The sequence below is a fragment of the Micromonospora sediminimaris genome (assembly GCF_016863575.1).
Classification (GTDB): Bacteria; Actinomycetota; Actinomycetes; order Mycobacteriales; family Micromonosporaceae; genus Micromonospora; species Micromonospora sediminimaris.
On sequence record NZ_BOPD01000019.1, the window covers coordinates 103,968 to 117,979 of the forward strand.

The following is a 14,012-nucleotide window of genomic DNA, read 5'->3' on the forward strand; positions in this document are numbered from 1 at the left end:
CGTCGGCAGTGACGGCAAGGGGCCCTTCCGACAGCTCGGGCGTCAGGAAGGGACCCCTTGCGCGCACGACCTACACGAAGGAGCCGGGCTCGGTGGGGGCGGAAACGACCGAGGGATCCTCACCCTCACCCGCTGGCCGGGTGATCTCCACGCTGACCTTGTGCCGACGCAGTTCCCCGCTGGCGATCTGCTCGGCCCAGTGGCAGGCGACCCGACTGCCGCCGATGTCCCGCAACTCCGGCCGCTCGTCGGCGCAGCGGGTCGGCTGCGCCCACGGGCACCGGGTGTGGAAGCGGCAGCCCGACGGCGGGTTGGCCGGCGACGGCAGATCGCCGGCGATGAGGATGCGCTCTCGGCGGTCCTCCACGTCCGGGTCGGGCACCGGCACCGCCGACATCAGCGCCCGGGTGTACGGGTGCAGCGGTTCGGTGTAGAGCCGGTCGCTCGGCGCCTCCTCGACCAGCGCGCCCAGATACATCACGCCCACGGTGTCCGAGATGTGCCGGACCACCGCCAGATCGTGCGCGATCACCAGGTAGGTCAGACCGAGGTTGTCCTGAAGTTCGTCGAGCAGGTTGACCACCTGGGCCTGAATCGACACGTCGAGCGCGGAGACCGGCTCGTCCGCGACGATTAGTTCCGGCCCCAGCACCAGCGCCCGGGCGATGCCGATGCGCTGCCGCTGGCCGCCGGAGAACTCGTGCGGGTAGCGGGACAGCGCCCAACGCGGCAGCCCGACCTGGTCCAACGTCTCGGAAATGATCTTGCGACGACTGTTCCGGTCACCACCGATGCCGTGCGCCTGTAGCCCCTCGGTGAGGATCGACTCGACGTTCTGCCGGGGATCGAGGCTGGACATCGGGTCTTGGAAGATCATCTGCATCCGGCGGCGCATCGTGCGCAGCTTGTTCGGTGCCAGCGTGGTCAGCTCGACCCCGTCGAAGCTGACCTCGCCCGAGGTCGGCGGGGTGAGCTGGAGCAGCGCCCGCCCGAGCGTGGACTTTCCGCAGCCCGACTCGCCGACCAGGCCGTACGTCTGGCCGCGCGTGATGCGCAGGTCAACGCCGTCGACCGCCTTGACGTGGCCGACCGTACGGTCGAACAGCACCCCCCGCTTGATCGGGAAGTGCACCTTCAGGTCCCGTACCTCGACGAGGACGTCCTCTCCGCTGAGCCGATCGATTCGCTCGCTCACGGCGTCTCCTCCTCACTCGGAGCGGCGGCCAGGCCCGGCGCGGCCGGCGGGTCGTCCGGCACCGCCTGCGCGGGCACCGAACCCGGCGTGGCCTGTCCCGGTCGCGTCTCCCGAGCCTCCGCACCGGGCGTCAGGCCCGGCAGCGGGGCCGGGTTGACGCACCGGTAGCTGCGGCCGTCGTGGGTCAGCACCAGGTCCGGCGGCTCGCCGACGCAGGCGTCCACCCGTCGGTCGCAGCGCGGGGCGAAGGCGCAGCCGTCCGGCCAGGGGAGCAGGTCACGCACCGAGCCCGGAATCGGGTTCAGCCGCTCACCGCGTCCCGCGTCCAGGCGCGGCACCGAGCCGAGCAACCCCACGGTGTACGGGTGCCGGGGCTGACGGAACAGCGGACGCCGCCGCGCGGTCTCCACCACCCGACCGCCGTAGAGCACGTTGATGGTGTCGCACATGCCGGCCACCACGCCCAGATCGTGCGTGATCATCACCAGCGCGGTGCCGGAGTCCCGGACCAGGTCCTTCAGCAGTTCCAGGATCTGCGCCTGGATGGTGACGTCCAGCGCGGTCGTCGGCTCGTCGGCGATGAGCAGCCGGGGCTGGCAGGCCACCGCCATGGCGATCAGGGCGCGCTGGCGCATCCCACCGGAGAGCTGGTGAGGGTACTCCTTCAGCCGCCGCCTCGGGTCGGGGATGCCGACCCGGTCCAGCAACTGCGCCGCCTCCTTCGCCGCCGCCTCGCCCTTCATGCCACGGTGCCGGGTCAACACCTCGGTCACCTGAAGCCCGATCGGCACGACCGGGTTCAGCGACGACAGCGGATCCTGGAAGATCATCGCGACGTCCCGGCCCCGGATGTCCCGGCGCGACCGGTCGTCGAGCTGAAGCAGGTCGGTGCCGTCGAAGACGGCCTTGCCGGCCACCTGAAGGCCGGGCTGCTTGGGCAGCAGGCCCATGATCGCCAGTGAGGTCACCGACTTGCCGCAGCCGGATTCGCCGACCAGGCCGACGACCTCGCCGGCCTCCACGGAGAAGGAGACTCCATCCACGGCCCGTACGGTCCGCTGACCGCGCCGGGCGAAGGTCACCGAAAGATCTTCGACATCAAGCAGTGCCATGTCGCACCGCCCTTTCGTTCACAGCCACGGAGGTCAAATGCGCGCTTCTCATGCTCGGCACGCCTACTTCCGCAGCTTCGGGTCGAGGGCCTCACGCATCGACTCACCGAGCAGGGTGAAGCCCAGCGCGGTGATGATGATGGCGACCGCCGGGTAGATGGCCAGCTCGGGCCGGATGCCCAGGTACTGCTGCGCGTCGGCGAGCATGACGCCCCACTCGGGGGTTGCCGAGTCGGGGTTGCCGAGCCCGAGGAAGGACAGTGCTGCCGCTTCGATGATCGCTGTGGCCAGGGTCAGCGTCGCCTGGACAATGACCGGGGCGAGCGAGTTGGGCAGCACGTGGGCCAGGGCGATCTTCGACTTGCGTACCCCGAGCGAGGTGGCGGCCAGGACGTAGTCGCTGTTGGACTGGGCGATCATCGAGCCGCGCAGCAGCCGGGCGAAGACCGGCACGGACACCATGCCGACCGCGATCATGACCGTGGTCAGGCTCGGTCCGAGCAGTGCGGCGATGCTGACCGCCAGCAGCAGGCTCGGCAGCGCCAGCAGCATGTCGATGAACCGCATCAGGGTGCTGTCGACCCATCGGCCCCAGCGCCCGCCGAGGCCGGCGGCGGCACCGGCGACACCGCCGATCAGCACGCCGACGGCGAGACCGATCAGGGTCGCCACCACGCCGACCAGCAGGGTCTGCCGGGCCCCGACGATCATGCGGCTGAAGACGTCCCGGCCCTGGTGGTCGTAACCGAACCAGTGCTCGCTGGAGGATCCGGGGATGACCCCCGGTTTGATGACGCCCTCCCGGATGCCCATCGTGTCCGTCGGCCCGTACGGCACCAGGAACGGGCCGATCAGCGCGACCAGGACGAAGACGGTGAGGATGACCGCGCCGATGATGGCGGCCGGGTTGCGCCGCAGCCGACGGAAGGCGTCCTGCCAGAGGCTCACCCCCCGCTCCTCGTCGCGGGCGGCCAGTTCGGCGAGTCGGTCGATCTTCTCTCGCTTCTTGCCACCGATGGTCGTCATCGGACCCTCACCCTCGGGTCGATCAGGCTGTAGGAGAGGTCCACTATCAGGTTCACCAGCACGTAGACCACGGCGATGATCATGATGAAGCCCATCAGCACCGGATAGTCGCGCTGGTTGATGGAGTCGGCGAGGAAGGCGCCGATCCCGCTGAAGGCGAAGACCGTCTCGGTGAGCACCGCGCCGGAGAGCAGGCCACCGGTGAGCAGACCGATCGAGGTCACCACCGGGAGCATGGCGTTGCGTAGCACGTGCCGGCGGCGGACGACGTTCTCGGTCAGGCCCTTGGCCTCGGCGGTACGCACGAAGTCCTCGTTGAGCACCTCGAGCACACTGGCCCTGGTGATCCGGACGATGATCGCCAAGGGGATGCTGGCCAAGGCGAGCGCCGGCAGCACGAGATGCATGAGCGCGTCGGCCGCTGCGTCCCATTCCCGGGTCATCAGTCCGTCGAGGACGAAGAAGTTGGTGATCCGGGTGGCGCCGATGGTCGGGTCCTGCCGGCCGCTGGAGGGGAACCAGCCGAGGTTCTCCGAGAAGATCGCCTTGAGGATGTACGCGAGGAAGAAGACCGGGATGCAGATGCCGATCAGCGACCCGCCGACGGAGGCGTGGTCGAGGAACCGGCCGCGCCGACGGGCGGCCAGGTAGCCCAGCGGAATGCCGATGCCGACTGCGATCACCATCGCGGTGATGGTCAGCTCGACGGTGCCGGGGAATCGTTGCAGGAACTCCGTCGTCACCTCGCGCTTCGTCGAGATGGACGTACCCAGGTCTAGGCGGATCATCCGACGGACGAACCGGCCGTACTGAATCAGGATCGGCTCGTCGAGACCGAGATTGCGGCGGATCGCGGCACGCATCTCGGGTGTGCCCCGCTCGCCGAGAATGGCGGTCTCGGGGCCTCCGGGCAGTCGCCGGAGCCAGATGAACAACAGGATGGAGAGCCCGAACAGCGTGGGTATCAGCTGAAGCAGGCGTCTGACGATGAACCGGAACACGGCGGCCTCGGAAGGGGGCAAGGGATCACGGGCGGGCGCTGTGGGTCACAGCGCCCGCCCGTGGTCGGTGCGTCAGATCAGGACTTGAACTCCGCGGTGGCGAACCGCTCGTCGGTGAGCGGGCTCGCCTTGACCCCGGTCACGTCCTTGCCGAACACGATTGCCGGCGGCGAGTGCGAGATCGGCACGCCGGGCAGGAAGTTCATGATGTCGGCGTTCAACTCCTTGTAGAGCGCCACCTTGGCCGCCTGGTCCGCAGTGGTGTCCGCCTGCCGGAACTTGTCGAACAGGGCCTTGTTGTTGAAGCCCCACTCGTCCTTCTGCCGGTCGAAGAACGTGCCGATGAAGTTGTAGCCGTCACCGTAGTCGCCGGTCCACCCGAGGAAGTGCAGGTCGTGCTCGCTGCCGGAGGTGGTGGCGTTGAGGTAGTCCGGGCTCCACTTCAGCGGGATCGGCTCGATCTTGATGCCGGCCGCCTGGAGGTCCGCCGAGACCAGCTCGAACAGGTCCTTCGGGTTCGGCATGTAGGGCCGGGTGACCTCGGTCGGGTAGTGGAACCGCAGGGTCAGGTCCGAGGCACCGGCCTCGGCCAGCAGCGACTTCGCCTTCTCGACGTCGTACTCGTACTTGGTGACGTCGCCGTTCCAGCCCTCGACCGTGTCGGGGAAGAAGTTCACCGCGACCTGAGCACCCGGGGGCAGCTTCGAGTCGACCAGGGCCTGCCGGTTGATGGCGTGGGCGAGCGCCTGCCGGACCTTCAGGTCCGCCAGCTTCGGGTTCCCCTTCTGGTTGATGGCCAGGTAGAGGATGTTGAAGGCCGGGCGGGTCAGGAGGTTGAAGCCCTCGTCCTTGAGCGGCTGGACGTCGGCCGGGCCGACCAGGTCGTAGCCCTGGATGTCGCCGGAGCGCAGCGCCTGCTTACGGGCGTTCTCGTCCGAGATGGTCTTGAAGATCAGGCTCTTGAGCTTGGCCTTGTCGCCCCAGTAGTCCTCGTTCCGCTCCAGGGTCAGCGTCTTGTTCGCGATGTCCCAGGTCTTGAACTTGAACGGGCCGGTACCGGTCGGGTGCTCGGTCGCGTAGGCCGGGTACTTGATGTCGTCCGCGCTGCCCGAGACGTTGCTAGCGTCGTACTCCTGGAGCGCCTTCGGGCTGTGCATGGAGAAGGACGGCAGCATCAGGGCGGCCGGGATCTTGCTGGAGACCCGGCTGAAGGTCAACGCGACCGTGGTGGGGTCGGTGGCGGAGCAGGACTTGAAGAGGCTCTCACCGAGGGTGTCGTCCTCGTTGGCGGCGAAGCCACCCATGACGTCCTGCCAGTACGCGGTCACGTCCGGGCTCTGCATCAGGCCCTTGGCGTTGTACCAGCGGTCGAAGTTGGCGCAGACGGCCTCGGCGTTGAAGTCGGTGCCGTCGTGGAACTTCACGCCGGAACGCAGCTTGAACGTCCACGTGGTGCCTGCGGCGTCCGGCTCCCAGGACTCGGCGAGGCCGGGGCTGACCTTGGTGCCACCCTCTTCCGGGCGGACCAGCGTCTCGAACACCTGGCGGGCCACGCGCAGCGACTCACCGTCGCTGGCGAAGCTGGGGTCGAGCACCTTCGGGTCTCCGGCGACGCCGAAGACCAGGGTGTCCTTGCTACTACCGCTGGAACCTTCGCGGTCGCTCTCGGCACAGCCTGCTACCGCGAGGGCCGCGGCCGCCACGGCCGCGATAGCGACCTTCGGCCTGGATGCACGCATGGTGCTTCACCTCGTCCTTAGGGGTACGGACAACGTGGTGACAGGGTCACCGATGGCCGTGACCTTAGCTCCCGTTCGGACCGGCGGGAAACGGCGCTGGAAGCTCTTGGTACCGGATCGTGTCCTTAGTGCCTGGCCCCGGTCACGCGGACCAGCAGGCTCACGGACAAAAACGCTCAATAGCCCCAAACAATCGATATCATTCTGTTACATCGATTGGGCGGATCACTAGCAGTGTGTCATACCGTCGGCAGGTGCCTGTCACGGTGTGGGCGGCGTCGGGCACGAGGGCAGACGTACCAGATCGGAGCCGGCATCGGGCGCGCCCAGGGCCCGGAAATCGAGTCGATGGCAAAGCTGCAACAACCCGTCCGGCCATGGACCGTAGGCCTCGGTCGACTGGACGACCAGCGACAGCTCCGGCTCCCGGCGGATCTCCCAGACATCCATCCCCTGCTCGGCGGCGAGGGTGCGCAACCTGTCGTCGGATGTCCCTGCCCCGGCGGCGATCACCGCCTCGGCGTAGTCGCCGACCCGCCGGTCGAGTTCCGCCGCAGCCGCCGCCTCGCCGCGGTCGCTCGCCTCGCGGAACTGGCGCATCTTCCCCGCGACACACCACCAACCGGCCAGCACGGCAAGCACCAGCAGGGCAGCCAGCACCGAGGGCGCCCAGGGCCGGTCGTCCCGTTCCTGCCGCACCTCGACCTCCCTCGCGCCCCGGGCAACCGGTGAGCTCTACGGTGACGGCCCGCCGCCGCTCGGCTGATCCGTCACACGGCGCGGCGGCCCTCGAATGCCCGACCCAGGGTGATCTCGTCGGCGTACTCCAGGTCGCCGCCGACCGGCAGGCCGCTGGCCAGCCGGGTCACCGCGATCCCCATCGGCTTCACCATCAGCGCGAGGTAGGTCGCAGTCGCCTCGCCCTCGGTGTTCGGGTCGGTGGCCAGGATCAACTCACGGATCGCACCACCGCCGAGACGGGTCATCAACTCGCGGATGCGCAGATTGTCCGGCCCGATGCCCTCCAGCGGATTGATCGCCCCGCCGAGCACGTGGTACCGGCCGCGGAACTCACCGGTCCGTTCGATCGCCACCACGTCCTTCGGCTCCTCGACCACGCAGATCACCTCGTCGGTGCGGCGCGGGTCGCGGCAGATCCGGCACTGGTCGGACTCGGCGACGTTGTAGCAGCTGGTGCAGAACCGCACCAGCTCCTTGACCTTGCGCAGCGCGCCAGCCAGCCGGTTGATGTCGGCCGGGTCGGCGGACAGCACGTGAAAGGCGATCCGCTGGGCACTCTTGGGGCCCACGCCCGGCAGTCGGCCCAGCTCGTCGATCAGATCCTGGATGGCGCCCTCGTACATCTGTGGGCTCAGAACCCGGGCAGGCCGAGGCCGCCCATCCCGCCCGCGACCGGGCCCATCTTCTGCTCGGTCAGCTCGCGGGCCGCCTCGGTGGCGTTGTGCAGCGCGGCGACGACGAGATCCTCCAGGGTCTCCACGTCGTCCGGGTCGACAGCCTTCGGGTCGATCTTGATGCTCTTGACCTCGCCGGAACCGGTGACGACAGCGGTCACCAGGCCGCCGCCGGCGGTGCCGGTCACCTCGGCCTCGGAAAGCTCCGCCTGCGCCTTGGCGATCTGCTGCTGCATCTTCTGCGCCTGCTTCAGCATCTGCTGCATGTTCGGCTGTCCACCAGGCCGCACGATGACTCCCTCGACTCGCCTCTTCTGCCGCCGCCCACCCTAACGCCACCCACCGACCTACCCCGCGCGCCGCACCCCTGTCACCCCCACCCCCGCCCCTCCCCCCGCCGATCTTGCACTTTTGGTCGCCCTTATGCCGGCTTCGGCAGCATTTGTCGAGACAAGAACTGCAAGATCGACGCTGACGGGTGGGGTGGGGTGGGGTGGGGTGGGGTGGTTAGTCGTTGATCTTCTCGACGCTGCCGAAGGTCTCCCGGAGCAGGCGTACGGCCTGTTCCTCGCTCGACTCGCGGGCGGTCTTCTCGTCGATGATCTCGTCCAGTGGCTCGTCACCCGGGTCAAAGCCCTCGTAGGCAGGGGTGACGGCCGGTTGAGCACCGCCGGGACGTCCCGCGCCACCGCGCAGCGGGCCGTCGAAATCCGGGTCGTACGGCGGCTCGCCGGCGAACTCCGCGTCCGCGGTCTGCCGGGCTCCCTTGGCGGTACGCGTACCCCGCCCGGCCGCTGCCGCCCGAGCCGCGGCGATCGCGCTGCTGACCGGGGCACCACCGGAGCTGCCGTTGCCGTTGGGCGCTCCCGCCTGGCGCGGCGCGGCACTCGAACCATGGCCGCCCGATCCACCGTTCGCCCGGGCCCCACCGGTCCCGGCGGTTGTTCCCGCTCCAGCCGATCCGACGTGTGTCCCCGCTCCACCTGACCCGGCGGTGGTCGCCGGTCCACCCGACCCGCTCCTCGCCCCGCTTCCGCCGGGCATGACGCCGGCCGCTGCCCGGCCCGACGCGGCGTGCGTCCCCGCGCCGTCCGAACCGGCGACCGGTGAGCCGTCACCCCCGCCACGGCTCGACGGGGCGCCCGCCGCTACCGGCCCCGCCGAGGTTTGCGAGGCAGTCGCCCGAGGGTCGCCCGACGGGTCCGCCGCCGCATCGACCGAGCCACCACCGGGGCGGGCCGCCTCCGGCCAGTCGTCGTCGGCAGCGGACGCGGCGCTACCACCTGGGCGGGCCGGCTCGGGCCAGTCGTCGTCGCTGTTCTCAGCAGTGGTGGCGGCCGGGTCACCCGACCGAGGAGCGCCGGAGGCACCGCCGGAGCGACCCCGGTCGGCCCGCCCTGCGGGCACCTGCGGACTGGCGGCGACCGGAGCGGGGGCCGGGCCGGGAGCGGCTGGGCTGCGGTGCGGACCAGGCGACGCCCCGCCCCGTTCGCCGGCCACCTCGCAGCGGATCTGCCAGCGTCCGCCCAACTCCTCGTAGAGCGCGTCGGTGAGCACCTGCGCGTGGTCGGACATCATCCGGGCCAGCACCGCCGACTTCACGGTCAGCACGAGCGTGTCCCCGTCGAGATCGCGGACGACCGCGTCGCGCATCAGCGCGGCGATCCGCTTGTTGCTCCGGTTGACCTTGCCGACCACCTCCGGCCAGACCCGGCGCACCGCCACCGCGTCCAGTACGCCGGGACTCACCGCGCCGGGTCGGGGCGGCTCCGGGGTCGCCGGATCGGGCATGACGGCCGACTGTGGCACGGGTCGCCGGGGCGTGGCCGCACCGTTTGTCGCACCGTCCTGAGTGCCATCCGACCATCCCGGACGACCGTCACCGGGGCCGACGGCCGGACCGTCAGCTGTCCCGTTCATGCCGGCGTGGCGACCAGCGTCGGCCCCATCACCGGCTGCGGTACCGCCCGTACCCGCCCCGGCCGTCGAGGTCACCCCGCCACGACCGGCGTCCTGAGTCGTGCCGTCGGGACCGGCCGACACATCGTGACCAGAGGAATGGCCGTTGCCGCGATCGGCTGACGGGGACGCGTTACCGCGACCGGGAGGCGGGACGGCGCTCGACGAGGTGGCGGTAGCCGGCGCGGCAGCGCCGGTCCCGGCCCGATTCGCGGCGGCAGCCGCGGGCGCGGCGGGAGGCTGGGTGCGTACCGCCGGGGGGTTGGTGGCGGGCGCGGAGCCGGCGGTGGCCGGCGGCACGTCGGTGCCGGCGAGGGTGAGCCGCCGCTCCATGCGTTCGAGGCGCTGGAGCAGACCGCCGGTGCCGTCGTCGACGCCGGGCAGCAGCATCCGGGCGCAGATCAGTTCGAGCAGCAGCCGGGGCGCGGTGGTGCCGCGCATCTCCACCAGGCCGTCGTGCACGATGTCGGCGCAGCGGGACAGGGTGCCCGGGCCGAGCTGCTGGGCCTGCGCGGCCATCCGCTCGATCTGGTCGTCCGGCCCGTCGATGAGACCCTTGGTCACCGCGTCGGGCACCTGCTGGAGCACGATCAGGTCGCGGAGCCGTTCCAGCAGGTCGGAGGCGAACCGGCGGGGGTCGTGCCCGGCCTCGGCGACCCGGTCCACGGTGGCGTACGCGGCGGCGCCGTCCCCGGCGGCGAGGGCGTCGCACATCTCGTCGATAAGCGCCGCGTCGGTCACCCCGAGCAGCGCGGCGGCCCGGGCGTAGCTCACCCCGTCGGGCCCGGCACCGGCGATGAGCTGGTCGAGTACGGAGAGGCTGTCCCGGGCGCTGCCGCCACCGGCGCGCACCACGAGCGGGAACACCGCCGGCTCGACAGGCACCCCCTCGGCCTCGCAGAGCTGCTCAAGGTAGGGCCGGAGCACCTTCGGCGGGATCAGCCGGAACGGGTAGTGGTGGGTCCGCGACTTGATCGTGCCGAGGACCTTCTCCGGCTCGGTGGTGGCGAAGATGAACTTGACGTACTCCGGGGGCTCCTCGACCAGCTTCAGCAGGGCGTTGAAGCCGGCCGACGAGACCATGTGCGCCTCGTCGATGACATAGATCTTGAAGCGGCTGTTGGCCGGCGCGAAGAACGCCTTCTCCCGCAGCTCACGGGCGTCGTCCACACCACCGTGGCTGGCCGCGTCGATCTCGATGACGTCGATCGAGCCGGCCCCGTCGCCGGCCAGCGACCGACACGAGTCGCAGGTGCCGCAGGGCTCCGGGGTGGGGCCGTGTTCGCAGTTGAGTGAGCGGGCCAGGATGCGGGCGCTTGAGGTCTTGCCGCAGCCGCGTGGGCCGGAGAAGAGGTACGCGTGGTTGAGCCGCCCGCTGCGCAGCGCCTGCGACAACGGCTCGGTGACGTGCTCCTGCCCGATGACCTCGGCGAAGGTACGCGGCCGGTACTTGCGGTAGAGCGCCAGTGCCACGGCGTCCCGCCTCCTCTCGACCGAGCCATTCTGCGCCGACCTCGCCCGCCTGACCACCCACCCCGCCGGTTGCTCCGGGTGGTCCGCCCGACTTGCGCCAGGCCGCGCCGCGGCAGGTCGTGGTGCGGCAGGCCGCGCCGCGGCAGGTCGTGGTGCCGGGATGATCCACTCCGGTTGCGGCAGGTCGCGACAGGCGCACTGCCAGGATGATCCACTCCGGTTGCGGCATCTTGCGGCTTCCAGCAGCCGGGAAACCCCCAGATGCCGCAACCGGAGAACGCCCGAAAGCGCCGGAGACAAGAAGGCCTCCCGTGCACCCGGCAGAGCTCGCTTATCCTTGCTGCCTTCCGGCCCTGGGGAGGTTCACGAGATACCGCCGCACGGGAGGTGTCCCCAGCCTACCCGACCGACCGTGGATCCTCAGGGGGTGGTGGGGTGGGCGGCTCGGCGCGGACCTGTATCCTGACTCGCGGAGGATTCGCCTAGAGGCCTAGGGCGCACGCTTGGAAAGCGTGTTGGGTTAACACCCTCACGAGTTCGAATCTCGTATCCTCCGCTCATCTGAGCAGGACGAAGGGTCGGCCCCGTCGGGCCGACCCTTCGTCGTCTCCACACCCCGACCGAGCTCAACCCGGGACGCACCTGTCGATCGATCATGAAGTTGTTGTCGCGCCACGCCGGCACCGACGGCAACAAGTTCATGATCGACGCGGCGGTCGGTGGACGGCCGGAGCGGGAGCGCGAGGCGGGCCGCATGAACGGTTGACGGTATATATCGTCAGACGTACTATCGCCTTCATGCAGGAACCCACATTTCTGATCCTCACCGCGCTGGCGGCGCAGCCGTTGCACGGCTACGGCGTCATCCGGGCGGTCGACGAGCTGTCGGCGGGCGAGGTCAAGCTGCGGCCGGGCACCCTCTACGGCGCCCTGGACCGGCTGGCCGAGCAGGGCCTGGTCACCGTCGACCGGGAGGAGGCCGTCGAGGGCCGCCTGCGCCGCTACTACCGGCTCAGCGACGCCGGTGCCGCCGCGTTGCAGGCACAGGTCGAGCGGCTGCGCCGGCACGCCACCGCCGCCGAGATCCAGTTGGGCAGGCGCCTCGGCGGTGCGCTGAGCTTCGGCCCGGCGAGCGCCCCCATCTTCGGCACGGTGACCGGATGACGGCGGCCTGGCCGAACGCCGATGACCGGCTGGAGCGTGGCTACCGTCGGCTGCTGCTCAGTTACCCGCGCCGGCACCGGCGGCGGCACGGTACCGAGGTGGTGACCACGCTGCTGGAGATGGCGGAACCAGGCCAGCGCCGTCCCCGGGCCGGTGAAGCCCTCCACCTGATCGTCAGCGGCTTGCGGCTGCGGTTCCGGCTGCCCGCCGGCCGGCCGTTCATGGCGATCGCGGCGCTGCTCGCCGCACTGGTCATGGGCGGTTTCGGTGCCGCCGCCGGCTCCTGGCTCGGTGCCCAGACCTTCGCGGACCTGCCCGACGCCGACAGCTCGACGCGCCTGATGCAGTTGGCCGGCGGGCTCGGCGAGTCGAGCCAGTACCGCGTGAAGACGAACTGGCATGCCCACCGAAGCAACGTGACCGACGCCGTCGCGGCCAGTTGGAACGGCGAGCAGGTCCGGCAGCGGTTCGCCGATGCGGGTTGGTCCGTCTCCGAGTCCACTCCGCTCTCCGGGCGCCGGGTCACGGTCAACCCGGACGGCACCACCACCGAGACCACATTGCGTGGCACGCGGTTCGACGCCGAGTCCGGCGGCCTGCTCATCCAGGTACGCGCGTACATCGCCGACGACGGCGGCAGCGTATCGATCGACGCCACGCCAACCCGTACCACCGCCTTCCTGCCCCTGGTCGCCATCGGCGTGGCCGTCGGGCTGGTCGTCGGCTGGCTCGTCGCGGCGGCCGTCGCGTACCAAATGGCGACAGCACCGCTTGGACGCCGGATGACCGCCGGTGGACTCTGGAGGACCTCTCTGCTGGCGCTGGCGCTACCGACGCTCGCGCTGTACGGCAACGCCGTGCGGATCGTCCGCACTGACGGCGGCGTTGATGACGGCGGCCTGCTCACCGTGCACAGCGCCTTCACCCCAGGTGAGTACTACTACCCCTTCGGACCGTCCTGGCTGATCCTCGGGCTGACCATCGCCGGTCTCGCGGTCGCCGTCGCGACGCTGCTCGTCGCCCGGCCCGGCAAGCAACCACCGCAGCAGGTCGCCGTGGCGAACTGAGCACGGTGACCCTGACCGACACGGGGACGGGGGCCGCCGGCAACGCCGCGCGGCCTCCGGTCGGACCGCCGACACCATCGGCCGCGCGCCCCGCCCGCCGCTCCCGCTGGGACGCCGTCCGACTCCCGCGACGGTACGCGGACAGCCTCCTAACCTCGCACACGCGCCCAGGACACGAAGCGGTCGAACAGCCCGACCATCGGCGTCGGGTCACCGAGTTCCGTGCTGGCCTGCGCGTACAGCGTCGCGAGGTGCACAAGCAACGCGGCCCGGTTCTCCCGGTACTCGCCGAGCAGCCGGAGCTTGGCCGCGCTGCACGGCCACCTGACGCCGCAGTTCCGGCAGCGCCAGGTCGGGCGGGACGGCACGTGCTCCGGGCGACGACGTCTCATCGGCGAGCCGCGCCAGCGGAACGGTCTGACCAGGCACGAGACGCCGAAGGACCGCTCGCCGTCGCCGGATGCGGCAAGTCGGGTCGATCGCCCGGCCGGATCAGGCCGGCCGGCATCAGGAACAGCTCACGGCGCTCCACCGCGTTGCCTCGGGCGTCGAGTTGGTAGCACTCGATCCAGGTCCAGCCGTCGTAGGTGGTCCAGTCGGTGCGGTGTCGAATGACCCGGACCGTGATCGGGTGTACGAACTGCGGGGACGCCGCGCGGGTCAACAGCAGCAGTTCCCCCGGCACGATCGCACCTGCGCACTCGCACGGCTCGGGACGGCTGCACCGATGCGGCACTTGGCACCTCGCTCCATCCGGCGGTCGAACTGTCTGCACAGGTCACTCGACGCGCCCGGGTGAGCCATCCGCGCGCTCAGTTCGACGGCGCGTCGAGTGATGGATGGGGGCCGCCGTGGTTGCTC

13 protein-coding genes, 1 tRNA gene and 1 other RNA gene are annotated in these 14,012 nt (G+C 70.4%); 3 read left to right on the forward strand and 12 right to left on the reverse strand.

Features of this window, described 5'->3' with window-relative positions; translation table 11 throughout:
• Positions 1-70: 70 nt before the first annotated feature.
• From Vse01_RS16650 to ffs, 10 genes are all read right to left on the reverse strand, one after another.
• Positions 71-1,195, reverse strand: a complete 1,125-nt coding sequence (locus Vse01_RS16650) for an ABC transporter ATP-binding protein (protein WP_275415505.1) — start codon at positions 1,193-1,195, stop codon at positions 71-73.
• A complete protein-coding gene (locus Vse01_RS16655; protein WP_093410017.1) occupies positions 1,192-2,307 on the reverse strand; it encodes an ABC transporter ATP-binding protein in 1,116 nt (371 codons plus the stop codon). Before Vse01_RS16655 ends, Vse01_RS16650 begins: the two co-directional genes overlap by 4 nt.
• 63 nt (positions 2,308-2,370) lie before the next feature.
• Positions 2,371-3,333, reverse strand: a complete 963-nt coding sequence (locus Vse01_RS16660; protein WP_093410020.1) for an ABC transporter permease — start codon at positions 3,331-3,333, stop codon at positions 2,371-2,373.
• Positions 3,330-4,334 (reverse strand): ABC transporter permease, encoded by a 1,005-nt coding sequence (locus Vse01_RS16665; protein ID WP_093410022.1) that lies wholly within the window; start codon positions 4,332-4,334, stop codon positions 3,330-3,332. Before Vse01_RS16665 ends, Vse01_RS16660 begins: the two co-directional genes overlap by 4 nt.
• Before the next feature lie 77 nt (positions 4,335-4,411).
• Positions 4,412-6,073: an ABC transporter substrate-binding protein gene (locus Vse01_RS16670; RefSeq protein WP_093410025.1), complete on the reverse strand. Its 1,662-nt coding sequence runs from the start codon at positions 6,071-6,073 to the stop codon at positions 4,412-4,414.
• 261 nt (positions 6,074-6,334) lie between these two features.
• A complete protein-coding gene (locus Vse01_RS16675; RefSeq protein WP_093410027.1) occupies positions 6,335-6,772 on the reverse strand; it encodes a hypothetical protein in 438 nt (145 codons plus the stop codon).
• Positions 6,773-6,843: 71 nt separating this feature from the next.
• Positions 6,844-7,437 (reverse strand): recombination mediator RecR, encoded by a 594-nt coding sequence (gene recR, locus Vse01_RS16680; RefSeq protein WP_093410030.1) that lies wholly within the window; start codon positions 7,435-7,437, stop codon positions 6,844-6,846.
• Positions 7,438-7,445: 8 nt separating this feature from the next.
• Entirely contained in the window at positions 7,446-7,754 is a 309-nt protein-coding gene (locus Vse01_RS16685; RefSeq protein ID WP_232511434.1) for a YbaB/EbfC family nucleoid-associated protein, read from the reverse strand.
• Positions 7,755-7,995: 241 nt separating this feature from the next.
• The gene (locus Vse01_RS16690) at positions 7,996-10,920 is read right to left on the reverse strand and encodes a DNA polymerase III subunit gamma and tau (protein WP_093410035.1); all 2,925 of its coding nucleotides are present in this window, start codon (positions 10,918-10,920) and stop codon (positions 7,996-7,998) included.
• Between the two features lie 300 nt (positions 10,921-11,220).
• Positions 11,221-11,310, reverse strand: an RNA gene (gene ffs / locus Vse01_RS16695) — signal recognition particle sRNA small type.
• 81 nt (positions 11,311-11,391) lie between these two features.
• On the opposite strand from ffs, the gene Vse01_RS16700 reads away from it, so the two are divergent.
• The 3 genes from Vse01_RS16700 (at position 11,392) to Vse01_RS16710 (ending at position 13,151) form a co-directional block, all read left to right on the forward strand.
• Positions 11,392-11,476: transfer RNA gene (locus tag Vse01_RS16700), tRNA-Ser, on the forward strand.
• 242 nt (positions 11,477-11,718) lie between these two features.
• A complete protein-coding gene (locus tag Vse01_RS16705) occupies positions 11,719-12,084 on the forward strand; it encodes a PadR family transcriptional regulator (protein WP_093410037.1) in 366 nt (121 codons plus the stop codon).
• Positions 12,081-13,151, forward strand: coding sequence for a hypothetical protein (locus tag Vse01_RS16710; protein ID WP_093410040.1), 1,071 nt, complete (start codon positions 12,081-12,083; stop codon positions 13,149-13,151). The genes Vse01_RS16705 and Vse01_RS16710 overlap by 4 nt, the downstream gene beginning before the upstream one ends.
• A 149-nt stretch (positions 13,152-13,300) precedes the next feature.
• Here Vse01_RS16710 and Vse01_RS16715 read toward each other — a convergent pair whose 3' ends face one another.
• A complete protein-coding gene (locus Vse01_RS16715; RefSeq protein WP_093410042.1) occupies positions 13,301-13,543 on the reverse strand; it encodes a flavin reductase in 243 nt (80 codons plus the stop codon).
• Entirely contained in the window at positions 13,540-13,836 is a 297-nt protein-coding gene (locus tag Vse01_RS16720) for a hypothetical protein (RefSeq protein ID WP_198413256.1), read from the reverse strand. Before Vse01_RS16720 ends, Vse01_RS16715 begins: the two co-directional genes overlap by 4 nt.
• Positions 13,837-14,012 lie beyond the last annotated feature (176 nt).